The 23,631-nt window shown below is 67.3% G+C and carries 19 protein-coding genes and 1 tRNA gene; 14 read left to right on the top strand and 6 right to left on the bottom strand.

Annotated features, from left to right (window positions below; genetic code table 11):
• Window positions 1–52: 52 nt before the first annotated feature.
• The 12 genes from rplK (at window position 53) to ACHMXE_RS39325 (ending at window position 17,230) form a co-directional block, all read left to right on the top strand.
• Window positions 53–484, top strand: a complete 432-nt coding sequence (gene rplK, locus ACHMXE_RS39380; protein ID WP_019658337.1) for a 50S ribosomal protein L11 — start codon at window positions 53–55, stop codon at window positions 482–484.
• The gene (gene rplA, locus ACHMXE_RS39375; RefSeq protein ID WP_057596630.1) at window positions 485–1,183 is read left to right on the top strand and encodes a 50S ribosomal protein L1; all 699 of its coding nucleotides are present in this window, start codon (window positions 485–487) and stop codon (window positions 1,181–1,183) included.
• 298 nt (window positions 1,184–1,481) lie between these two features.
• Window positions 1,482–2,018, top strand: coding sequence for a 50S ribosomal protein L10 (rplJ, locus tag ACHMXE_RS39370; RefSeq protein ID WP_203204169.1), 537 nt, complete (start codon window positions 1,482–1,484; stop codon window positions 2,016–2,018).
• Between the two features lie 50 nt (window positions 2,019–2,068).
• Complete coding sequence (gene rplL / locus ACHMXE_RS39365) at window positions 2,069–2,443, top strand: 50S ribosomal protein L7/L12 (protein WP_203204170.1); 375 nt, start codon at window positions 2,069–2,071, stop codon at window positions 2,441–2,443.
• A 345-nt stretch (window positions 2,444–2,788) separates the two neighbouring features.
• Window positions 2,789–6,913 (top strand): DNA-directed RNA polymerase subunit beta, encoded by a 4,125-nt coding sequence (gene rpoB, locus ACHMXE_RS39360; protein WP_203204171.1) that lies wholly within the window; start codon window positions 2,789–2,791, stop codon window positions 6,911–6,913.
• 19 nt (window positions 6,914–6,932) lie between these two features.
• Window positions 6,933–11,162, top strand: a complete 4,230-nt coding sequence (rpoC, locus tag ACHMXE_RS39355; RefSeq protein WP_203204172.1) for a DNA-directed RNA polymerase subunit beta' — start codon at window positions 6,933–6,935, stop codon at window positions 11,160–11,162.
• Between the two features lie 136 nt (window positions 11,163–11,298).
• Complete coding sequence (locus ACHMXE_RS39350; RefSeq protein WP_395349041.1) at window positions 11,299–11,919, top strand: lema family protein; 621 nt, start codon at window positions 11,299–11,301, stop codon at window positions 11,917–11,919.
• 75 nt (window positions 11,920–11,994) lie between these two features.
• A complete protein-coding gene (gene rsmB, locus ACHMXE_RS39345; protein WP_395349040.1) occupies window positions 11,995–13,365 on the top strand; it encodes a 16S rRNA (cytosine(967)-C(5))-methyltransferase RsmB in 1,371 nt (456 codons plus the stop codon).
• Entirely contained in the window at window positions 13,346–13,984 is a 639-nt protein-coding gene (locus ACHMXE_RS39340; RefSeq protein ID WP_395349039.1) for a DUF4390 domain-containing protein, read from the top strand. Before rsmB ends, ACHMXE_RS39340 begins: the two co-directional genes overlap by 20 nt.
• The gene (locus ACHMXE_RS39335) at window positions 13,981–16,296 is read left to right on the top strand and encodes an ATP-binding protein (RefSeq protein ID WP_203204175.1); all 2,316 of its coding nucleotides are present in this window, start codon (window positions 13,981–13,983) and stop codon (window positions 16,294–16,296) included. Before ACHMXE_RS39340 ends, ACHMXE_RS39335 begins: the two co-directional genes overlap by 4 nt.
• A 72-nt stretch (window positions 16,297–16,368) precedes the next feature.
• A complete protein-coding gene (locus ACHMXE_RS39330) occupies window positions 16,369–17,070 on the top strand; it encodes a response regulator (protein WP_057596622.1) in 702 nt (233 codons plus the stop codon).
• An 84-nt stretch (window positions 17,071–17,154) separates the two neighbouring features.
• Window positions 17,155–17,230: transfer RNA gene (locus ACHMXE_RS39325), tRNA-Phe, on the top strand.
• 85 nt (window positions 17,231–17,315) lie between these two features.
• Here the strand turns inward: ACHMXE_RS39325 and ACHMXE_RS39320 are convergent.
• A complete protein-coding gene (locus tag ACHMXE_RS39320) occupies window positions 17,316–17,606 on the bottom strand; it encodes a hypothetical protein (protein WP_395349038.1) in 291 nt (96 codons plus the stop codon).
• A gap of 260 nt (window positions 17,607–17,866) precedes the next feature.
• Here ACHMXE_RS39320 and chrA point away from each other — a divergent pair, with 260 nt between their 5' ends.
• Entirely contained in the window at window positions 17,867–19,111 is a 1,245-nt protein-coding gene (chrA, locus tag ACHMXE_RS39315) for a chromate efflux transporter (protein ID WP_395349037.1), read from the top strand.
• Window position 19,112: 1 nt separating this feature from the next.
• Here the strand turns inward: chrA and ACHMXE_RS39310 are convergent, their stop codons facing one another.
• The 3 genes from ACHMXE_RS39310 to ACHMXE_RS39300 all read right to left on the bottom strand — a co-directional run bounded on the left by ACHMXE_RS39310 (window position 19,113) and on the right by ACHMXE_RS39300 (window position 21,223).
• Entirely contained in the window at window positions 19,113–19,541 is a 429-nt protein-coding gene (locus ACHMXE_RS39310) for a DUF1810 domain-containing protein (RefSeq protein ID WP_395349036.1), read from the bottom strand.
• 92 nt (window positions 19,542–19,633) lie between these two features.
• Window positions 19,634–20,614: an alpha/beta fold hydrolase gene (locus ACHMXE_RS39305; RefSeq protein ID WP_395349035.1), complete on the bottom strand. Its 981-nt coding sequence runs from the start codon at window positions 20,612–20,614 to the stop codon at window positions 19,634–19,636.
• Between the two features lie 132 nt (window positions 20,615–20,746).
• A complete protein-coding gene (locus tag ACHMXE_RS39300; RefSeq protein WP_395349034.1) occupies window positions 20,747–21,223 on the bottom strand; it encodes a MarR family winged helix-turn-helix transcriptional regulator in 477 nt (158 codons plus the stop codon).
• Between the two features lie 246 nt (window positions 21,224–21,469).
• Between ACHMXE_RS39300 and ACHMXE_RS39295 the strand changes: the two genes are divergently transcribed.
• Window positions 21,470–21,910, top strand: coding sequence for a hypothetical protein (locus ACHMXE_RS39295; protein WP_203204181.1), 441 nt, complete (start codon window positions 21,470–21,472; stop codon window positions 21,908–21,910).
• A gap of 67 nt (window positions 21,911–21,977) precedes the next feature.
• On the opposite strand, the gene ACHMXE_RS39290 is transcribed toward ACHMXE_RS39295, so the two are convergent.
• Together ACHMXE_RS39290 and ACHMXE_RS39285 are read right to left on the bottom strand one after the other, a co-directional pair.
• A complete protein-coding gene (locus ACHMXE_RS39290) occupies window positions 21,978–22,958 on the bottom strand; it encodes a PA2169 family four-helix-bundle protein (protein ID WP_395349033.1) in 981 nt (326 codons plus the stop codon).
• A gap of 122 nt (window positions 22,959–23,080) precedes the next feature.
• Entirely contained in the window at window positions 23,081–23,557 is a 477-nt protein-coding gene (locus ACHMXE_RS39285; RefSeq protein ID WP_203204182.1) for a response regulator, read from the bottom strand.
• Between the last annotated feature and the right edge of the window lie 74 nt (window positions 23,558–23,631).

Below are 23,631 nucleotides of genomic sequence, written 5' to 3'. Positions count from 1 at the left end.
CCGGGGAGCCCAGGCCACAGGCCTTGGCGATATCACCCGCAAGGAGCAAAGCATGGCGAAAAAAATCGTCGGCTTCATCAAGCTGCAAGTGCCAGCTGGTAAGGCCAACCCTTCCCCGCCGATCGGTCCCGCACTCGGTCAGCGCGGTCTGAACATCATGGAATTCTGCAAGGCGTTCAACGCCCAGACGCAGAGCTACGAGCCGGGTCTGGCGCTGCCGGTGGTCATCACCGCCTTCGCCGACAAGAGCTTCACCTTCATCATCAAGTCGCCGCCCGCTGGCGTCCTGATCAAGAAGGCCATCAAGCTCGACAAGGGCTCCGCGCGCCCGCACACCGACAAGGTCGGCAAGATCACGCGCGCTCAGCTCGAAGAGATCGCAAAGACCAAGATGAAGGACCTGACCGCTGCCGACATGGACGCCGCGGTTCGCACCATCGCTGGTACGGCCCGTTCCATGGGCGTGAATGTGGAGGGCGTGTAAATGGCCAAGATCACCAAGAAGCAGAAGTCGCTCGAAGGCAAGGTCGACAGCACCAAGCTGTACCCGCTGACTGACGCGATCACCATCGTCAAGGAAGCCGCCACCGCCAAGTTCGACGAATCGATCGACGTGGCCGTGCAGCTCGGCATCGACGCGAAGAAGTCGGACCAGGTCGTGCGTGGCGCCGTCGTGCTGCCCAACGGCACCGGCAAGACCAAGCGCGTGGCCGTGTTCGCCCAGGGCGCCAAGGCTGAAGAAGCCAAGGCCGCCGGCGCCGACATCGTCGGCATGGACGACCTGGCTGCCATGGTCAAGGCGGGCGACATGCCCTTCGACGTCGTGATCGCCGCCCCCGACGCGATGCGCGTGGTCGGTACGCTCGGCCAGATCCTCGGCCCGCGCGGCCTGATGCCGAACCCGAAGGTCGGCACCGTGACGCCCGACGTCGCGACCGCCGTGAAGAACGCCAAGGCTGGCCAGGTGCAGTTCCGCGTCGACAAGGCCGGCATCGTGCACGGCACGATCGGTCGTCGTTCGTTCGACAGCGACAAGCTGCAGGGCAACCTCGCCGCGCTGATCGATGCCCTGGTCAAGGCCAAGCCGGCCTCGAGCAAGGGTGTCTACCTGCGCAAGGTCGCCGTGTCGTCGACGATGGGCGTGGGTGTCCGCGTGGACACGCAGACCATCGCCGCTGCCTGATCCCGGGCAGGAGCGAAGGCAAAAGTAGATTGGCCCGGCCCGGTTCCGCGAGGAACGGGGCAGGGCGAATGTGGTGGGTCGCGGCGGCTTCGGTTGCCGCGGGCCATCCAAGACCGCTGGTGTGCAGGTCGCCTGCACTTAATCGCCCGGCCCCCGCCGGGCAGCCAGCGCAGATGGCGATCCCGCTGCAAGGAATTCGAGTTTTCTGACGAATGGGTTCCAAAACAGTTGGTCGCTGCATGAGGCGCGGTCCGAGGTTCATGAAACAACCGAAGACCGCATTGAAAAGGAGTAGACCTTGAGTCTGAATCGCAGTGAGAAAGAAGCGGTCATCGTTGAAGTGACCAGCCTCGCCGCAAAAGCTCAAACGCTCGTGATGGCGGAATACCGTGGCATCACGGTGGCCGACATGACCAAACTGCGCAGCGAAGCTCGCAGCAAGGGTGTGAGCCTGAGTGTTCTGAAGAACACCCTGGCCCGCCGTGCTGTGGCTGGCAGCGCGTTTGAGATCGTCGGCGACCAGATGACCGGTCCGCTGATCTATGGCTTCTCCGAAGACGCTGTGGCCGCCGCGAAGGTGGTGGCCGATTTCGCGAAAACCAACGACAAGCTGGTGATTCGCGGCGGCGCATTCGGTGGCAAGGCCCTGGACGTCGACGGCGTGAAGCAACTGGCCAACATCCCTTCCAAGGAAGTGCTGCTGGCGCAACTGCTGGGCTTGATGCAATCGCCGATCTCTCGTACCGCCCGCGTGCTCGCGGCGCTGGCCGAGAAGCGCGGTGGTGGCGAAGCTGCACCCGCCGACGAAGCACCGGCAGAAGCGCAGGCGGCTTGATAGCCAAGCCTTGCGTTTGAAAAATTCAACCCAATTGTTAGGAAACCAAAATGGCATTCGATAAAGACGCATTTCTGACCGCGCTGGACAGCATGACGGTCCTCGAACTCAACGACCTGGTCAAGGCCATCGAAGAGAAGTTCGGCGTGAGCGCCGCTGCAATGTCGGCTCCGGCCCAAGGTGGTGGCGCAGCCGCTGCCGTGGTCGAAGAGAAGACCGAATTCAACGTCGTGCTGGCCGATGTCGGCGCGAACAAGGTGTCGGTCATCAAGGCCGTGCGCGAAATCACCGGCCTGGGCCTCAAGGAAGCCAAGGACCTGGTGGAAGCCGCTCCCAAGGCCGTCAAGGAAGGCCTGTCGAAGGCTGACGCCGACGCTGCCAAGAAGAAGCTGGAAGAAGCCGGCGCCAAGGTGGAACTGAAGTAATTCAGACCCCCTCGAGGGCTGGAGGTGCCTGAAAAAGGCCCTCCAGCCTTTGCCGCTTTCAGAGCGCACTCAAAAGTCGGCTTGATGCCGGCTTTCCCGGAGGCCCGAAGGACTCCGGAAAAGCCTCACCGAGGCTTTCCCGGAGACCAGGAGGTCGAGGGAAATGCCAAATCAAGACGTTTTTTGAGTGTCTTCTGACCCCGACTGCAGAAGACCCCTTGGTTCGGGCGATGTGCAACGCATCGCTGTCCGCCAACGGCTGGTAGTGGCCAGCCGCCAAGCAGTGGTGCCGTTCGTCCCGGCATTGCTGACAAGTCGCTGAAGATCTCAAGCACCGGAGCTCTCATGGCCCAATCGTCCGCGTACAGTTACACCGAACGCAAGCGCATCCGAAAAAGTTTCGGCAGCCGCGACAGCGTCGTCGAAATTCCCTACCTGCTGCAGATGCAGAAGGACGCCTACACGGCGTTCCTGCAAGCGGGCATCGCTCCCCAGAAACGCACCGTCGAAGGCCTGCAGGCCGCGTTCGACGCTGCCTTCCCGATCGTCTCGCACAACGGTTTCGTCGAGATGAAGTTCCTCGAGTACAACCTGGCGAAGCCGGCGTTCGATGTGCGCGAGTGCCAGACCCGTGGTCTGACCTTCGCCTCGGCGGTGCGCGCCAAGGTCCAGCTCATCATCTATGACCGCGAGTCGTCGACCTCGCAGTCGAAGGTGGTCAAGGAAGTGAAGGAGCAAGAGGTCTACATGGGCGAAGTGCCGCTCATGACCGAGAAGGGCTCGTTCATCATCAACGGCACGGAACGCGTGATCGTTTCGCAGCTGCACCGTTCGCCGGGCGTGTTCTTCGAACACGACAAGGGCAAGACGCACAGCTCGGGCAAGCTGCTGTTCTCGGCCCGCGTGATTCCCTACCGCGGCTCGTGGCTCGACTTCGAGTTCGACCCGAAGGACATGCTGTACTTCCGCGTCGACCGTCGCCGCAAGATGCCGGTCACGATCCTGCTGAAGGCCATCGGCCTGAACCCGGAATCGATCCTGGCGAACTTCTTCGTCAACGACAACTTCCGCCTGATGGACAGCGGCGCGCAGATGGAGTTCGTCTCCGAGCGCCTGCGCGGCGAAGTCGCGCGCTTCGACATCACCGATAAGTCGGGCAAGGTCGTGGTCGCCAAGGACAAGCGGGTCACCGCGCGCCACACGCGCGAACTCGAGCAGTCGGGCACCACGCACATCAGCGTGCCGGAAGACTTCCTGATCGGTCGCGTGATCGCACGCAACATCGTCGATGCCGACTCGGGCGAGATCCTGTCGAAGGCCAACGACGAGCTGACCGAAGCGCTGCTGAAGAAGCTGCGCGGCGCCGGCGTGCAGGACATCCAGGTCATCTACACCAACGAACTCGACCAGGGCGCGTACATCTCGCAGACCCTGCGCATCGACGAAACGGTGGACGAGTTCGCCGCGCGCGTGGCGATCTACCGCATGATGCGCCCCGGCGAGCCGCCGACGGAAGACGCGGTGCAGGCCCTGTTCCAGCGCCTGTTCTACAACCCGGACACGTACGACCTGTCGCGCGTCGGCCGCATGAAGTTCAACGCCAAGGTCGGCCGCGACGAATCGACCGGCCCGATGGTGCTGACCAACGAGGACATCCTGGCCGTCGTCAAGATCCTCGTCGACCTGCGCAACGGCAACGGCGAAGTCGACGACATCGACCACCTCGGCAACCGCCGCGTGCGTTGCGTCGGCGAACTGGCCGAGAACCAGTACCGCACCGGCCTGGCCCGTATCGAGAAGGCCGTGAAGGAACGTCTGGGTCAGGCGGAGCAAGAGCCGCTGATGCCGCACGACCTGATCAACAGCAAGCCGATCTCGGCCGCGCTGAAGGAATTCTTCGGCGCCTCGCAGCTGTCGCAGTTCATGGACCAGACGAACCCGCTGTCCGAAATCACCCACAAGCGCCGCGTGTCGGCCCTTGGCCCGGGCGGTCTGACGCGTGAACGTGCCGGCTTCGAAGTGCGCGACGTGCACGTGACCCACTACGGCCGCGTGTGCCCGATCGAAACGCCCGAAGGCCCGAACATCGGCCTGATCAACTCGCTGGCCCTGTACGCCCGCCTGAACGAATACGGCTTCATCGAGACGCCGTATCGCCGCGTGGTCGACAGCAAGGTCACGAACGAGATCGACTACCTGTCGGCCATCGAGGAAGGCAAGTACGTCATCGCCCAGGCCAACGCGGCCCTGGACAAGGACGGCGTGTTGACCGGTGACCTGGTCTCGGCGCGTGAAGCCGGCGAATCGATCCTGGTCGGTGCCGAGCGCATCCAGTACATGGACGTGTCGCCCGCGCAGATTGTGTCGGTGGCCGCCTCGCTGGTGCCGTTCCTCGAGCACGACGACGCGAACCGCGCGCTGATGGGCGCCAACATGCAGCGTCAGGCCGTGCCCGTGCTGCGTCCCGAGAAGCCGATGGTCGGCACCGGCATCGAGCGCGTCTCCGCGGTCGACTCCGGCACCGTGGTCACGGCCACCCGCGGCGGTATCGTCGACTACGTCGACGCGACCCGTGTCGTGGTGCGCGTGAACGACGACGAGGCCGCGGCCGGCGAAGTCGGCGTGGACATCTACAACCTGATCAAGTATCAGCGTTCGAACCAGAACACCAACATCCACCAGCGTCCGATCGTCAAGCGCGGCGACAAGATCGCCAAGGGCGACGTGGTGGCCGACGGTGCATCGACCGACCTCGGCGAACTGGCCCTGGGCCAGAACATGCTGATCGCGTTCATGCCCTGGAACGGCTACAACTTCGAAGACTCGATCCTGATCTCCGAACGCATCGTGGCCGACGACCGCTACACCTCGATCCACATCGAGGAACTGGTGGTGATGGCCCGCGACACCAAGCTCGGTGCCGAGGAAATCACGCGCGACATCCCGAACCTGGCCGAGCAGCAGCTCAACCGCCTCGACGAGTCCGGCATCATCTACGTGGGTGCCGAAGTCATGCCCGGCGACACGCTGGTGGGCAAGGTCACGCCGAAGGGCGAGACCACGCTGACGCCGGAAGAGAAGCTGCTGCGCGCCATCTTCGGCGAGAAGGCTTCGGACGTGAAGGACACCTCGCTGCGCGTGGACCAGGGCTCGCAAGGCACCGTGATCGACGTGCAGGTGTTCACCCGCGAAGGCATCCAGCGCGACAAGCGCGCCCAGCAGATCATCGACGACGAGCTCAAGCGCTTCCGCCTCGACCTGAACGACCAGCTTCGCATCGTCGAGGCCGACGCGTTCGACCGGATCGAGAAGCTCCTGATCGGCAAGGCCGCCAACGGCGGCCCGAACAAGCTCGCCAAGGGCACCAAGCTCGACAAGGCTTACCTGTCGTCGGTCGAGAAGTTCCACTGGTTCGACATCCGTCCGGCCGACGAGGAAGTGGCCTCGCAGCTCGAATCGATCAAGAACTCGCTCGAGCAGACGCGCCACAGCTTCGACCTCGCGTTCGAAGAGAAGCGCAAGAAGCTCACGCAGGGCGACGAGCTGCCCGCGGGCGTGCTCAAGATGGTCAAGGTCTACCTGGCCGTCAAGCGCCGCCTGCAACCCGGCGACAAGATGGCCGGCCGCCACGGCAACAAGGGTGTGGTGTCGAAGATCGTTCCGATCGAGGACATGCCGCACATGGCCGACGGCACGCCGTGCGACATCTGCCTGAACCCGCTGGGCGTGCCCTCGCGGATGAACGTGGGGCAGGTGCTCGAGGTGCATCTGGGCTGGGCCGGCAAGGGCATCGGCCAGCGCATCGGCGACCTGCTGCAGCAGGAGGCCAAGGCGGCCGAGCTGCGCAAGTTCATGGAGCAGCTGTACAACGGCTCGGGCCGCGAAGAGAACATCGCCTCGCTGAGCGACGGCGAAGTGCTCGAGATGGCGGCGAACCTGCAGAACGGCGCGACCTTCGCGACGCCCGTGTTCGACGGTGCCTCGGAAGAGGAAATCCGCGGCATGCTGAAGCTGGCCTACCCGGACGACATCGCGAAGGCCAAGGGCCTGACCGACACGCGCACGCAGGCCTACCTGTTCGACGGCCGCACCGGCGACCAGTTCGAGCGTCCCGTCACCGTCGGCTACATGCACTTCCTGAAGCTGCATCACCTGGTGGACGACAAGATGCACGCCCGCTCGACCGGCCCGTACTCGCTGGTCACGCAACAGCCGCTGGGCGGCAAGGCGCAATTCGGCGGCCAGCGTTTCGGGGAAATGGAAGTGTGGGCGCTCGAAGCGTACGGCGCTGCCTACGTCCTGCAGGAAATGCTGACCGTGAAGTCCGACGACGTGCAGGGCCGTACCAAGGTCTACGAAAGCATCGTCAAGGGCGAGCATTCGATCGAAGCCGGCATGCCGGAATCGTTCAACGTGCTGGTCAAGGAAATCCGTTCGCTGGGTCTCGACATCGAGCTCGAGCGTTCGTAAACGAAGGGGATAGAGTCTTATGAAATCGCTACTCGACCTGTTCAAGCAGTTCACCCCGGATGAGCATTTCGATGCCATCAAGATCGGCATGGCTTCGCCCGAAAAGATCCGCTCGTGGTCTTTCGGCGAGGTGAAGAAGCCCGAGACGATCAACTACCGCACGTTCAAGCCCGAACGCGACGGCCTGTTCTGCGCCAAGATCTTCGGCCCGATCAAGGACTACGAGTGCCTGTGCGGCAAGTACAAGCGCCTCAAGCACCGCGGCGTGATCTGCGAGAAGTGCGGCGTCGAAGTCACGCAGACCAAGGTCCGCCGCGAGCGCATGGGTCACATCGACCTGGCCGCTCCCTGCGCGCACATCTGGTTCCTGAAGTCGCTGCCGTCGCGCCTGGGCCTCGTGCTCGACATGACGCTGCGCGACATCGAACGCGTGCTGTACTTCGAAGCCTACGTGGTGACCGACCCCGGCATGACCCCGCTGAAGAAGTTCAGCATCATGTCCGAGGACGACTACGACACGAAGCGCAAGGAATACGGTGACGAGTTCATCGCCAAGATGGGCGCCGAAGGCATCAAGGACCTGCTGGAGGGCATCGAGCTCGACAGCGAGATCGAGAAGCTGCGCGGCGACCTGACCGGTTCCGAAGTCAAGGTCAAGAAGAACTCCAAGCGCCTGAAGGTGCTCGAGGCCTTCCGCAAGTCGGGCATCAAGCCCAACTGGATGGTGCTCGACGTGCTGCCCGTGCTGCCGCCGGACCTGCGTCCGCTGGTGCCGCTGGACGGCGGCCGCTTCGCGACCTCCGACCTGAACGACCTGTACCGCCGCGTCATCAACCGCAACTCGCGTCTGCGCCGCCTGCTGGAGCTCAAGGCTCCGGAAATCATCGCGCGCAACGAGAAGCGGATGTTGCAGGAAGCCGTCGACTCGCTGCTCGACAACGGCCGCCGCGGCAAGGCCATGACGGGCGCCAACAAGCGCGCGCTCAAGTCGCTGGCCGACATGATCAAGGGCAAGAGCGGTCGCTTCCGCCAGAACCTGCTGGGCAAGCGCGTCGACTACTCGGGCCGTTCGGTCATCGTGGTGGGCCCGACGCTCAAGCTGCACCAGTGCGGCCTGCCGAAGCTGATGGCGCTCGAACTGTTCAAGCCCTTCATCTTCTCGCGCCTCGAAGCCATGGGCATCGCGACCACGATCAAGGCTGCCAAGAAGGAAGTCGAATCGGGCACGCCGGTGGTCTGGGACATCCTGGAAGAGGTCATCAAGGAGCACCCGGTCATGCTGAACCGCGCTCCGACGCTGCACCGTCTGGGCATCCAGGCCTTCGAGCCGATCCTGATCGAAGGCAAGGCGATCCAGCTGCACCCGCTGGTCTGCGCGGCCTTCAACGCCGACTTCGACGGCGACCAGATGGCCGTCCACGTGCCGCTGTCGGTGGAAGCGCAGATGGAAGCCCGCACGCTGATGCTGGCCTCCAACAACGTGCTGTTCCCGGCTTCGGGCGAACCGTCGATCGTTCCCTCGCAGGACGTGGTGCTGGGTCTGTACTACACGACCCGCGACCGCATCAACGGCAAGGGCGAAGGCCTGATGTTCTCGGACATCGGTGAAGTGCAGCGCGCGCTCGACGCCAACGTGGTCGAGCTGACCGCGAAGGTCGCCGTGCGCATCACGGAGTACACCAAGAACAAGGAAAGCGGCGAATTCGAGCCGTCGACCTCGCTCGTGGACACCACCGTGGGCCGTGCCCTGCTGTCCGAGATCCTGCCCAAGGGCCTGCCGTTCTCGAACATCAACAAGGCGCTGAAGAAGAAGGAAATCTCCAAGCTCATCAACGTGAGCTTCCGCAAGTGCGGCCTGAAGGAGACCGTGGTCTTCGCCGACAAGCTGCTGCAGAACGGTTTCCGTCTCGCGACCAAGGCCGGCATCTCGATCGCCATCGACGACATGCTGGTGCCGGCCGAGAAGCACGGCATCATCGACCGCTCGGCCAAGGAAGTGAAGGAGATCGAGCAGCAGTACGTCTCCGGTCTCGTGACCTCCGGCGAGCGCTACAACAAGGTGGTGGACATCTGGGGCAAGGCCGGCGACGAAGTGTCGAAGGTGATGATGGCCAAGCTGTCGAAGCAGAAGGTCGTCGATCGCCACGGCAAGGAAGTCGAGCAGGAGTCCTTCAACTCGATCTACATGATGGCCGACTCGGGTGCCCGCGGTTCCGCGGCCCAGATTCGCCAGGTGGCCGGCATGCGTGGCCTGATGGCCAAGCCCGACGGCTCGATCATCGAGACGCCCATCACCGCGAACTTCCGCGAAGGCCTGAACGTGCTGGAGTACTTCATCTCCACCCACGGTGCCCGCAAGGGTCTGGCCGACACGGCGCTGAAGACGGCGAACTCGGGTTACCTGACCCGTCGTCTGGTCGACGTGACGCAGGATCTGGTGGTGATCGAGCAGGACTGCGGCACGCACGACGGCGCGCTGATGCGCGCGATCGTGGAGGGCGGTGAAGTCATCGAATCGCTGCGCGACCGTATCCTCGGCCGCAGCGTGGCCGAGGACGTGCTGCACCCCGAGACGCGTGCCGTGCTGGTCAAGGCCGGCGACATGCTCGACGAGGACACGATCGACGCCATCGAAGCCGACGGCGTGGACGAAGTCAAGGTCCGCACCGCGCTGACCTGCGCCACGCGCTTCGGCATCTGCGCCAAGTGCTACGGCCGCGACCTCGGCCGCGGCGGCCTGGTGAACAACGGCGAAGCGGTCGGCGTGATCGCGGCGCAGTCGATCGGCGAACCGGGCACGCAGCTCACGATGCGTACCTTCCACATCGGTGGTGCGGCTTCGCGCGCGGCTGTCGCTTCGAGCGTCGAGGCCAAGTCCAACGGCGTGATCGGCTTCAACGCCACGATGCGCTACGTGACCAACAGCAAGAACGAGCTGGTGGTGATCGCACGTTCGGGCGAGATCGTCATCCATGACGAGCACGGCCGCGAGCGCGAACGCCACAAGGTGCCGTACGGCGCGACGCTGACGGTCAAGGCCGACCAGCAGATCAAGGCCGGCCACGTGCTCGCCAACTGGGACCCGCTGACGCGCCCGATCATCACGGAATTCGCCGGCAAGACCCAGTTCGAGAACGTCGAGGAAGGCCTCACGGTCGCCAAGCAGGTGGACGAAGTGACCGGTCTGTCGACCCTGGTCGTGATCGACCCGAAGCGCCGCGGCGCCGCCAAGGTCGTGCGTCCGCAGGTCAAGCTGATCGACGCCTCGGGCGCCGAGGTGAAGATCCCCGGCACCGACCACTCGGTGACGATCGGCTTCCCGATCGGCGCGCTGATCCAGGTGCGCGACGGCCAGGACGTGGGCCCCGGCGAAGTGCTGGCGCGTATTCCGGTCGAAGGCCAGAAGACCCGCGACATCACCGGCGGTCTGCCGCGCGTGGCCGAGCTGTTCGAAGCCCGTTCGCCGAAGGACAAGGGCATGCTGGCCGAAATGACCGGCACCGTGTCGTTCGGCAAGGAGACGAAGGGCAAGATCCGCCTGCAGATCACCGACCCGGAAGGCAAGGTCTGGGAAGAACTCGTGCCGAAGGAAAAGAACATCCTGGTGCACGAAGGCCAGGTGGTGAACAAGGGCGAAAGCGTGGTCGACGGTCCGGCGGACCCGCAGGACATCCTGCGCCTGCTGGGTTCGGAAGAACTCGCGCGCTACATCGTGGACGAGGTGCAGGACGTGTACCGCCTGCAGGGCGTGAAGATCAACGACAAGCACATCGAGGTGATCGTTCGCCAGATGCTGCGTCGCGTCGTGGTCGACAACGTCGGCGACACCAACTACATCTCGGGTGAACAGGTCGAACGCAGCGAAATGCTCAACACCAACGACGCCCTGCGCGCCGAAGGCAAGATCCCCGCGACGTATACCAACCTGCTGCTCGGTATCACGAAGGCCTCGCTGTCGACGGACTCGTTCATCTCCGCCGCTTCGTTCCAGGAAACGACGCGCGTGCTGACCGAAGCCGCGATCATGGGCAAGCGCGACGAGCTGCGCGGCCTGAAGGAAAACGTCATCGTCGGCCGCCTGATCCCCGCGGGCACCGGCATGGCGTACCACCAGGCACGCAAGGCCAAGGACGAGATGGACGAGGCCGAGCGCCGCGCCATCGCCGAGTCCGAAGCCGCCGAGCTCGCCGGTTCGTCCAGCGATGCCACCACCACGGTCGACGCCAGCGAAGGCGCCGCGACCGAATAACTGGTTAGCATCGCCCGGCCATGACCGGTCGTGAACGCCTCCCGGCCCTGGCGGTCGGGAGGCGTTTTTCATGGGGGCGGCGGTTTTCCGCCGGCCCTTTCCGTCTTCCTTTTCAGCTTTTCATGGAGTGCCGTCGATGAGCGTGTTGCCCGATTCGCTGGCTGGCTGGATCGTCGTGGCCGTGCTGCTGTTCTGGTTCGTCGGCGCCTACAACCGGCTGGTGCGCCTGCGCGCGTCGGTCCTGCAGGCCTATGCCACGCTGGACGCCGCGCTGGCGCGCCAGCTCGACTTCGTGCAGGCCAGCCTGAGCGCGCCGTCGGTGGCCGAGGAATCGACCGAGCCCGCGGTGGGCGCCTCCTCGCTGCAGGCCGCGACCACGCAGATGGCGACCTTGCTCGGCGCGACCCGCCAGCGCCCGCTCGAGGCCGGCAGCATGTCGGCGCTCGCGACCGCGCTGCAGGTGCTGCTGACCGCCTGGCAGCGCCGGCATCCCGATGCGGTGACCGCCTTCCATCCCGACGGCACGCTGTCGCGTCCCGCGGGACAGGCCACGACTGCGAACGCGCTGGTGCCGGTCACGGCCACCGGCGCGATCGCGGCCGAGCCCATGGCCTGGCCCGAGCCCTCGGCCGCCGCCGAGATCGCGCGCACCCAGTTCAACCTCGCGGTCGCCAGCTACAACGCGGCGATCGCGCAGTTTCCGGCGCTGCTGGTGGCATGGGCCGTGCGTCTGAGGCCCGCGGCGCCGCTGCACTGACTGAACTTCGGCCGCCAATTCCATTCATGACATTGCCCGGGTGGCGGACATCCGGGCCCTTTAACATCGCCCGCATTGCCTGCTCTTCCATCTGACCCCTCGCACAGCGGCAACCCGCCGCTGCAACCGCCGCTCTGGCGCCAACTGCAATTGACCGCGGGGGCGCTGGCGTCGATCCGCGCCGGCACCTCGGGCTCGGTCGCCTTCGAGGCCGTCGAACCGGCGCTGCGCCCCGGCGTCCAGGCGCTGGGCTTCCAGGTGCTGCGCTGGCTGGGCCGCGCCGAGGCCCTGCGCCGCCACCTCGCCAAGCGCACGCCGCCGCCGCTGCCCGATGCGCTGCTGTGTACCGCGCTCGCACTGGCCTGGGACGCGGAGCAGTCGCCCTACGAGCCCTTCACGCTGGTCGACCAGACCGTGGAGGCCGCCAAGCGCAACCCGGCCACGCGCGCGCAGGCCAGCTTCATCAACGCCTGCCTGCGGCGCTTCCTGCGCGAGCGCGACGAGCTCGTGGCCGCGACCGATGCCGAACCGGTGGCGCACTGGAACCATCCGCGCTGGTGGATCGAGAAGCTCAAGCGCGACCATCCGCGCGACTGGCAGCGCGTGCTGCAGGCCGACAATTCCCAGGCGCCGATGACCTTGCGCGTGAACCTGCGCAAGACCGCAGCCGGCCCTTACCGCAACGAACTTGCGGCACTTGACATGCCGGCCACGCCGGTCGCCCTCGGCGGGCTGCAACTCGCGCGCGCGCGGCCGGTGCAGCAGCTGCCCGGTTTCGCCGACGGCGCCTGCTCGGTGCAGGACGCCGCGGCCCAGCTGGCCGCGCCGCTGCTGCTCGACGGGCTCGCGGCGCCATCGGAGCGGCGGCTGCGCGTGCTCGACGCCTGCGCCGCGCCCGGCGGCAAGACCGCCCACCTGCTCGAGTTCGCGGGTCCCGATGCGCTCGAACTGACCGCGCTCGAGGTCGACGCCGTGCGCAGCCGCCGCATCGACGAGACCCTGGCCCGCCTCGACCTGCGGGCCAAGGTGGTGGTGGCCGACGCGGCCCGCCCCGCCGACTGGTGGGACCGCACGCCTTTCGACGCCATCCTGCTCGACGCCCCCTGCACCGCCTCGGGCATCGTGCGCCGCCATCCCGACGTGCGCTGGCTGCGCCGCGAGAGCGACACCGCCCAGCTGGCGTTGCAGCAGGCCGCGCTGCTGGCGGCGCTCTGGCCTCTGGTCCGGCCCGGCGGACGGCTGCTTTACTGCACCTGTTCGGTGTTTCGGGAAGAGGGTTCGCAACAGATCGATGCGTTTCTTGCACACAACACCGACGCCCGATTGCTGCCATCGCCGGGGCATTTGCTGCCTCAAAGCGGGGCGAATGCCCGTGGCGTCCCGGACAATCCCCTGGGTGACCACGACGGCTTTTTCTACGCCCTGCTTGAAAAGCACCCGGGTTGAACCGCGCAAGCCCCGGTGGCTCGTGCTGCTGGCGCTGGTGGTCGTACTGCTGCTGACGGTGCTGGCGCCGCCCGTGCTGGCCCAGTCGCGCAACGCCGCCGCCGTCACCCAGATGCGGCTCGAGCAATCCGACGATGCCGTCTACCTCAATGCCGCCGTGCAGTTCGAACTGCCCTCGCTGGTCGAGGACGTGCTCGACAAGGGCATCGCGATCTATTTCGTGGCCGAGGCCGAGATGTTCCAGGAGCGCTGGTACTGGACCGACCGCAAGGTCGCGCAGGCCACGCGCCACATGCGGCTGGCCTACCAGCCGCTGACCCGCCGCTGGCGGCTCAACGTCTCGCCCTTGCCGCTGTCGGGCTCGGCCAGCTTCAGCCTGTCGCTGAACCAGAACTTCGACAGCCTCGCCGACGCGCTCGAGGCCGTGCGGCGCGTGGGCCGGCTGCGCATGGGCGATCCGGCCGAGATCGGCGACGACCCGCTGCACCAGGTCACCTTCCGCTTCCGGCTCGACACCTCGCAGCTGCCGCGGCCGTTCCAGATCGGCGTGGCCGGCCAGGCCGACTGGAACATCTCCGCCGAGCGCAGCGCGCGCCTGGCGGTGGAGAAGCAGCGGTGAGTTCGAAGCCGCGCAGCGGTGCCGCGGCCACGCCCGCCGCGCGCCGCTCGCGCGCGATGCGCTGGGCCGTGGGCGTCGGCGCCGCGCTGGTCACCGCCATCGGCCTGGTGCTGATGTTCCTGCTGGCCCAGGCCACCAACAACCGCGAGCTCTACGAGCGCTACTACGTGCGCCTGTTCGGCATCAACGTCGTGGTGGCGGTGGTGCTGGTGCTGGTGATCGGCTGGGTCGCGTTCCGGCTGCTGCGCCGATTGCGGCAGGGCAAGTTCGGCAGCCGGCTGCTGATCAAGCTCGCCGCCATCTTCGCGCTGGTGGGCGTGGTGCCGGGCGCGCTGGTCTACGTCGTGTCCTACCAGTTCGTCGAGCGCTCGATCGAGAGCTGGTTCGACGTCAAGGTCGAGGGCGCGCTGAACTCGGGCCTGAACCTCGGGCGCGCCACGCTCGATGCGCTGTCCGACGACCTCGCGGCCAAGACGCGCGCGGCCGGCGGCCAGCTCGCGCAGGTCTCCGATGCCAGCGCGGGCCTCGCGCTCGAACGCATCCGCGACCAGCTCGAGGCCACCGACGTGGTGCTGTGGACCAACGCGGGCCAGCTCATCGCCACCGCGGGCGCCTCGCGCTTCCAGCTCAATCCCGAGCGGCCCACGCCGCAGCAGCTGCGCCAGGTGCGCGCCGACCGCGCGATCGCCCACATCGAGGGACTCGACGAACCGCCGCCGGGCATCCTGCTGCCGCCGGCCACCGTGCGCGCGCTCGCGATGGTGCAGCGCCCGGGCTTCGACCTCGATGCCGCGCCGCGCTTCCTGCAGGTCACGCGGCCGCTGCCGCCCAACGTGGTGGCCAACGCGCTTGCGGTCGACAAGGCCAATCGCGAATACCAGGAGCGCGCGCTCGGGCGCGTGGGCCTGCGCCGCATGTACATCGGCACGCTCACGCTGAGTCTGTTCCTCGCGGTGTTCGGTGCCGTGCTGCTCGCGGTGCTGTTCGGCAACCAGCTCGCGCGGCCGCTGCTGGTGCTGGCCGACGGCGTGCGCCAGGTGGCCGCCGGCGACCTGCGGCCCACGGCCGTGTCGCAGGGCAAGGACGAGCTCGGCGGCCTCACGCGCTCTTTCGCCGTCATGACGCAGCAACTGGCCGAGGCGCGCACCGCGGTCGAGAAGACCATGGGCCAGCTCGATGCCGCGCGCGCCAACCTGCAGACCATCCTCGACAACCTGACCTCGGGCGTGATCGTGCTCGATGCCGCCGGCACCGTGCTGTCGACCAACCCCGGCGCCACGCGCGTGCTGCGCGCGCCGCTGGCTGCCTACGAAGGCCAGCCGCTCACCGAGGTGCCGGGCCTGGCCGACTTCGGCGCGGCCGTGCAGCAGCAGTTCGAGGACTTTCTCGTCGAGCGCATGCAGCATGGCCTCGACCACTGGCAGCATGCCTTCGAGCTGCACGCCACCGGCACCGACCTGCCGCAGCAGGAGGGCGCCATCAACATCGTGGCGCGCGGTGCCGAGCTGCCCGGGGCCGCGCGGTTGCTGGTGTTCGACGACATCTCCGAGATCGTCTCGGCGCAGCGCGCGCAGGCCTGGGGCGAAGTCGCGCGGCGTCTCGCGCACGAGATCAAGAACCCGCTCACGCCGATCCAGCTCTCGGCCGAGCGGCTCGAGATGAAGCTCTCGGGCAAGGTCGCCGCGCCCGAGCAGGCGGTGCTGGTCAAGTCGGTGAAGACCATCGTCGACCAGGTCGATGCGATGAAGCGGCTGGTCAACGAATTCCGCGATTACGCGCGCCTGCCGGCCGCCGACCTCAAGCCCGTCGACCTCAATGCGCTGCTGGTCGACGTGCTCCATCTCTACAACGCCGAGGCCATGCCGATCGCGTTGCGCTTCGAGCCCGACGAGCGCTGCCGCCCGATCCGCGGCGACGCGCAGCAGCTGCGCCAGGTCATCCACAACCTGCTGCAGAACGCGCAGGACGCCGCCGAGGCCGCGGCCGGTGCCACCGGTCGGCGCGGCGAGGTCGTCATCCGCACGCGGCTCGGCGATTCGGGACAGCGCGTGCGCCTCACCGTGCAGGACAGCGGGCCGGGTTTCGCCGAGAACATTCTCAAGCGCGCCTTCGAGCCCTACGTCACGACGAAAACAAAAGGTACAGGTTTGGGGCTCGCGGTCGTGAAGAAGATCGCCGACGAGCATGGCGCGCGCATCGAGCTGTCCAACCGCGTCGTCGACGGGGCTATAGCGGGGGCGCAAGTCTCGCTATCATTCGCGCTGGCAGGCGAGCCGCAGGCAGCGGCCGCTCACACCGAAGATTCGAAGTAAGTCTTCCGCCGCGCGGCGCGACCGAAAGAGGCCGTCGCACCAACACACCAGCGCACACAACAAGCAGCACTCATGGCAAACATTCTCGTGGTCGATGACGAGCTGGGCATCAGGGACCTGCTCTTCGAAATTCTCAATGACGAGGGCCACAACGTCGAACTCGCGGAGAACGCGGCCGAGGCACGTGCCGCGCGCCAGCGTGCGCGTCCCGACCTCGTGCTGCTCGACATCTGGATGCCCGACACCGATGGCGTGACCTTGCTCAAGGAGTGGTCCACCGCGGGCCTGCTCACGATGCCCGTCATCATGATGAGCGGCCACGCCACCATCGACACCGCCGTCGATGCCACGCGCATCGGTGCCTTCGCCTTCCTCGAGAAGCCGATCACCCTGCAGAAGCTGCTGAAGGCCGTCGAGCAGGGCCTCGCGCGCGAGAGCGCACGCCGCGCCGCGGCCGGTGTCGTGCCCACGCCCACCGGCCATGGCCAGCCCAGCGCCATCACCACCACGGGCGACAGCCTGCTGATGGCGTCGCTCGCATCGGTGCCCGTGCCCGACCAGGGCCCGCAGTCCACCCAGAGCTTCGACCTCGATCGTCCGCTGCGCGATGCGCGCGACGGTTTCGAGAAGGCCTACTTCGAGTTCCACCTCGCGATGGAGAACGGTTCGATGACGCGCGTGGCCGAAAAGACCGGCCTCGAGCGCACCCATCTGTACCGAAAGCTCAAACAACTTGGTGTGGATCTTTCGCGAGGCCGCAGAAGCGCTGTATAATCGCAGGCTCCACACTGCAACACAGTGGTTGAACAGGCTCCAAAGCCGGTTTTCCCCCCAGTGAATCGGTGAGGTGCCATACCAGGCCCGGTAGCTCAGTTGGTAGAGCAGCGGATTGAAAATCCGCGTGTCGGTGGTTCGATTCCGCCCCAGGCCACCAAATTGCAAGGCGCTGCAACTTTCAGAGTTGCAGCGCCTTTTGCTTTGGGCGTGCGTTCGAGCGCGCCAGCGCGAGCGGGGCCCGCTCAGCGATAGGCCACGAACAACAGAAGGATCAGCGTGATCCCCGCGGCGAGCATGCCGGCCTTCAGCAGCCTGCCGCCCAGCCCCTGCTGCGGCAGAAACTGCCGGTCCGCCAGCGAGCGCAAGTCGAGGGCATCGGGATCGAAGCGCGCCAGGCCGACGCGGCGCCGGGCCTCGGTCTCGAGCAGATGGGCCGTGCCCCTGGCGTGCAGTTCGCCCTCCAGCGCGCGCTTGCGCCAGACGCGTGCCTGCTCCTCGAGTTCTCGGTCCGACAGTCCCTCTACGTTTCGCATGCCTGGATTTTGCCTACGGAATCCGGTTGGCGCTGTCATGCGCGCTTTCACGCTCGCAACGACCAGCGAGCGCGGGCAGAAAAAAGAGCCCGCGCGAGGCGGGCTCAAGGGTCCGTACTCGCATGGGACCAGGAGGAAGCCCACCCGAGGGAGGAGGAGAGGTGGGCAAGGCGAATTCTGGCGATCGATCTGGGAGACATCTTGTCGACATGGGGTCGGTCGAACTTTCATGCCGGTGACCGATACTGCCGCGCTCCGCCATGAACCCCTCGCAGCAACCCGCCCCCGACCTTCCCGCCGATGAGGGCCACGACACCGCCCGCGCACGCGGCTCGGTGCTCGAGGTCTTCCTCGCCTTCCTCCAGCTCGGGCTGACGTCCTTCGGCGGCCCGGTGGCCCATCTCGGCTACTTCCGCGCGGCCTTCGTCGAGCGCCGCGGCTGGCTCGACGACAGGAGCTATTCGGACCTGGTGGCGCTGTGCCAATTCCTGCCCGGCCCCGCGAGCAGCCAGGTGGGCATCGCGCTGGGCCTCGGGCGCGCGGGCTGGGGTGGGGCGATCGCGGCGTGGATCGGGTTCACGCTGCCGTCGGCCGTGGCGCTCGTGCTGTTCGCGGCCGGCGTCGCGCAATGGTCCGCGCTCTCGCAGTCGGGCGCCGTGCATGGGCTGAAGGTGGTCGCGGTGGCCGTGGTCGCGCAAGCCGTCTGGGGCATGGCCAGGACCTTGTGTCCCGATCGCCTGCGCGCGGGCGTGGCGATCGTCGCGGCGCTGCTGGTGCTCGCGGTGCCCTCGGCATGGGGGCAGGTCGCGGCCATTGCCGCGGGCGGCGTGGTGGGGCGATGGGCGCTGAAGCTGGTCCCCCTGCCCGCGGCCCGGCATCGCGACTACGGCGTGCGCAAGACGACCGGCGCCGCGTTGCTCGGCCTGTTCGCCGTGCTGCTCGTGGCATTGCCCCTGGTGGCGGCCGCATGGCGATCGCCGGGGCTTGCCGTCGTCGCGGACTTCTACCGGGCCGGCGCCCTGGTGTTCGGCGGCGGCCACGTCGTGCTCCCCTTGCTGCAGGCCGGGGTGGTGCCGAGCGGGCTGGTGTCGAACGATGTCTTCCTCGCGGGCTACGGCGCCGCGCAGGCGGTGCCCGGTCCCTTGTTCACCTTCGCCGCCTTCCTCGGCGCCGTCATGCCCGCCCCCTTCGGTGGCTGGCTCGGTGGACTGGCCTTGCTGCTCGCGATCTTCCTGCCCGCGTTCCTGCTGGTGGCGGGCGCGCTGCCGTTCTGGGAGACGCTGCGCCAGCGCGAGGGCGTGCAGCGCGCGATGGCCGGGGTCAACGCGGCCATGGTCGGCGTGCTGGTGGCCGCGCTCTACGACCCGGTGTGGACCAGCGCCATCCACACGCGCGCCGATTTCGGATTGGCGCTCGCGGCCTTCGGGCTCTTGGTCTATGCGCGCATGTCGCCGGTGCTGGTGGTCGCGCTGGCGGCCGTCGCCGGCGGGCTCATGGCGCTCTGAATCAGGCGCCGATCAACGCAAGCGTCGCTTCGTCGCGCACCCCGCCGTAGTAGCGCGCGAGCACCTCGCCGAAGACCGGCTCGCCACGCGCGGCGACCTCGAACAGCGTCATGCACGAGCACAGCTTGAGGTCGTCGGGCGAGCCGAAGATCTGGTGCGCGCTCTTGCCCTGCACGTCGAGCACGAGCTGCGCGCACTGCCGCAGTCGCTGCGAGAGCACCGGATGCGCCCAATAGGCCCGCGCCTCATCGATGCCCTCGAGCCCGAAGAAGCGCGCCGTCGAACTGCGTCCCAGCGCCGCGAGCTGCGGGAACACGAACCAGATCCAGTGGCTGCGCTTGCGCCCGGCGGCGAGTTCGGCGCAGACCTCGGCGTACACCGGGTCCTGCGCGTTCACGAAGCGTTCGAGGTCCCACGCGGTCGATGTCATCTCGAGCTCCTTGCGCCGGGATGCGGCGCGTGCATGTCCGCATCAGACGCAGGCCCGGCGCGCGCGTCAAGCCCGCGCGCCGGATGTCCCGCTCAGGACTTGATGAACGCGAGCAGGTCCGCGTTGAAACGGTCCTTGTGCGTATCGGTCAGGCCGTGCGGCGCGCCCGGGTAGACGATCAGCTTGTTGTTCTTCACGAGCCTGGCCGAGGCCAGGCCGGCGGCGCCGATCGGCACGATCTGGTCGTCATCGCCGTGCACGATCAGCGTGGGCACGTCGAACTTCTTCAGGTCCTCGGTGAAGTCGGTTTCCGAGAAGGCCTTGATCGAGTCGTAGGTGTTCTTGTGGCCCCCTTGCATGCCCTGCGCCCACCACGAGTCGATCAGGCCCTGCGAGGGCTTGGCACCGGGCCGGTTGAAGCCGAAGAAGGGACCCGAGGGCACGTCCTTGTAGAACTGCGAACGGTTCGCGAGCTGCGCCGCGCGCAGGCCGTCGAACACCTCGATCGGCAGGCCGCCGGGGTTGGCGGCCGTCTTGAGCATCAGCGGCGGCACCGCCGAGATCAGCGCGGCCTTGGCCACGCGCTTCGTGCCATGGCGGCCGATGTAGCGCGCGACTTCGCCGCCGCCGGTCGAGAAGCCGACCAGCACCACGTTCTTCAGGTCCAGCGTCTCGATGACGGTGGCGAGGTCGTCGGCATAGGTGTCCATGTCGTTGCCGTTCCACGGCTGGCTCGAGCGGCCATGGCCGCGGCGGTCGTGCGCCACGGCGCGGAAGCCCTGCGAGGCGAGGAACAGCATCTGCGATTCCCAGCTGTCGGAATTCAGCGGCCAGCCATGGCTGAAGACCACGGGCTGGCCGCTGCCCCAGTCCTTGAAATAGAGCTGCGTGCCGTCCTTGGTGACGATGGTGTTGCTCGAGCCGCGCTGGCCCTTGGCGGCGCGCGCGGGCGCGGCCTCGGCGTTGCGCGCGAGGCCCGCGCCGACGAGGGCACCGGTCGCGAGCGTGGCGGCGCTGCCGGTCAGCAGGCTGCGGCGCGTGGTGGAGGAAGAGGTGGTCTGGTTCGAGGTCATGTGATTTCCTTTGGCTGGAGGGGTGGGAACGAATGGATGGGAGAACTAGCGCATGAATGAATATCGCATGCGATATAAAATGCCTTGAAAAAAGGCAGCCGGCAACGACTGCCTCGCGAGGGAATGGAGTGCTCATGCGTTCCTGTCGAGGCTGGCGCGCAGCGTCTGCAGTTGTTCGCGCAGGCCGTCGATCTCTTCGCCCGACAGCTCCATCGCCTGCGCGACGCAGGCCGGGATGGCCTTGGCCTTGGTGCGCAGCGCGCGCCCCTCGGCGGTGAGCGACACGATGACCTGGCGCTCATCGAGCGCCGAACGTGCGCGTGCGATGAGGCCGCGGGCCTCGAGCCGCTTGAGCAGCGGCGTGAGCGTGGTGGTCTCGAGCGAGAGGCGGGTGCAGATCTCGGACACGTTGAGGCCGTCGCGCTCCCACAGCACCAGCATCACGAGGTACTGCAGGTAGGTGAGATCGAGATCGCGCAGCAGGCCGCGGTAGACCTTGTTGAGGCTCAACATGGTCGAGTAGACGGAGAAGCACAGCTGCTCGTCCAGCGTGAGCTTGTCGGCACTGGGGGCGACAGGTCGGGAGGAGGAGCTTTTCTTGGCTGGCATGGGCCGAATATTAGATCGCATGCGATTCAATTGCAAGCGCTTTATTCGGCGAGGTGCGATGCGGTCCACGAACAGGCACGCCCGCCTGCGACGGCGCCGCGCGCCTTTCTCCTACGGCATCGCGCCGTTCGGCCGCTATCTTGGTGCTTCGCGGCGCAGGCCTTCGGCCTCTTCGAGCCAGGCGGATCCCCGATCCGCCCGCCGGCGCCATTCCCCGATCTCCCGATCTCAGCCTTTGCATCCATCATGAAGACTTCTCGCACCCTCTGGCCCCTGGGCCTCGCCGCCGCGCTCGCGCTCGGCGCCTGTTCCACCGGCACGCCCAAGGTCTCGGCCGTCGACAACCAGGCCGAGCCCACCGTGCTGCTCGTGCCGCTGCGCGTCGAGGACCCGGCGCACGGCTCCGGCTGCTGGGCCCAGTTCTATTCGAAGCGCGACTTCCAGGGCGACGTCGTGACGCTGGTCGGCCCGGCCACCCTCCAGACCCTCGACAAGGGCACGGCGCGGCAACTGCAGCGCGACATCGACAGCGTGACGGTCGGCCCGCGCGCCACGCTCGAGGTCTATCAACGCGCGATGTTCCGCGACCGCACCGTGAGCTTCCCCGCCAACAGCCGCGAAGGCGGGCTGATCAGCCGGCTCGGTTTCGGCGGCCGCATCGAGGCGATGAAGCTCAACTGCAGCTGAGCCGCTCAGGCGGTCCGCGAAAAAAAGAGCCCGGCATGCCGGCTCTTCGTCGTTCAGGGCACCGCGGTCAACGTGCGTCGCGCTCCGCGTTGCGCAGGTCGCGGATCTGATCGTGGTTTCGCTGCGCACCGCGCGCCTGCGTCTCGACGATCTCGCGCACGCCGGCCGGCAGCATCTGCTTGAGCGCCTTGCGGTAGCGCGCCACGGCCGTGTCCTCGCCACGCTCGCACTCCTCGAGGATCGAGAGCCTGCTGTTGGCGCCGACCGCGCCCTTCACATGGACCCAGCCACGGTGCATCGCACCGCTGGCCGTCCCGCCCGCGGCCGGTTGTCCGCCGTAGGACTCGACGATGCGCACCAGCTGTGCCGCCGCGTCGGCGCACTCGACGGCACGCGCGGCGAACACGCGCTTGAGCTGCGCGTCGTCGATCTCCTCGGCGCAGACACGGAAGCCGTACTCGCCATCGCGGCTGGTCTCGAGCAGGTCGTTGATCACGTCGACCACGTCGTCGTTCGCCAGCGGCGGGCCGTCCACCGCGGGAATCGCGCTGTCCTCGTCGCTGTAGTAGATGCGGTCGGCGCGCTCCCACGCGGCCTGCGACGCGGGACGGGCACGCGTCCAGTCGAGCGTCGAGGCGCCGCGGCGTGTTTCCCACTCGCGCGCGAGCGAGGGCTCCACGGCCGCGAACTCGTCATGGCCCGAGGCGCGTCCGCTCCAGCCCAGCTCATAAGCCGGCGCATAGTCGTCGTAGCTGCGGCCGGCTTCGTAGTAGGGCTCGCGCTCGTAGGCCGAGGCCCAGTGCGCGCGTTCCACGCTCGGGTTCACGCGTTCCGCGACGGCCTTGCCGCCCATGCCGCCGAGCACGGCGCCCGCGATCAGGCCGGCCGCCGCGCCCGCGGGGCCGCCCACCGCGCCGACCGCCGCGCCCGCGAGCGCGCCGCCGGTGGCGCCGACGCCGGTACCCACCGGATGCGAGCCGGGCTCGCCGGTGATCGGGTCGCGGTGCAGGTTGTTGTTCGTGTCGAGCAGATGCTTTTCCTTGGCCATGTCTGACTCCTTTCGGTGTGTGCTGTGTGGATGAAGAGGTGAAGAAACTTCATCCTCGGGCCGCACCGGCCGCGCATCGTCGGTGCGCCGCCTGCGTCGCTGTAGGCGAGCGCGCGGGTCGCTCAGGCGGGCCCGCTCGTGCGCGCGGTCGCCTTCGACGCGAGCGCCACCGCCGGCGTCGTGCCCGTCGACGCGCCCTCGCAGAAGCTCAGGAATTCGTTGATCTCTTCGGACTTGTCGAACACCGCGTCGGCGCCGAGTTGCAGGCATTGCTCGCGGTTCGCGCGCGTGGCCGCATTGGTCAGCGCGATCACCGTGCGGCCGTTCTTCATCGGCGCGAGCCACGACAGCACGCCCAGGCCGGTGCCCTGCTGCAGGAACAGGTCCACCACGGCGATTCGCCAGGCATCGTCGTGCGCCTGCAGCCACGAGATCGCCTCCGCCTCGCTGTTCGCCGAGCCCACCACCTCGGCGCCGAGGAAGCCGCCGAGCACCACGCGCAGGCTGTCCTGCACCAGCGGCTCGTCCTCCACCATGAAGATGGAGAGCGGGCCGCGCGGCGGACGCGCGCGGCGGGTCGTGTTGGATGCGGTGGGCATGGCGGGGGCGTGGTGCAGTGTGGTGGCACTGTGCGGCCGCGCCGCCGCCCAACGAGGCACCCTTCGTCGCGACA

It is taken from the genome of Variovorax sp. UC122_21 (assembly GCF_044056785.1).
Classification (GTDB): Bacteria; Pseudomonadota; Gammaproteobacteria; order Burkholderiales; family Burkholderiaceae_C; genus Variovorax.
This window is presented reverse-complemented; position numbering and strand designations above follow the sequence as displayed.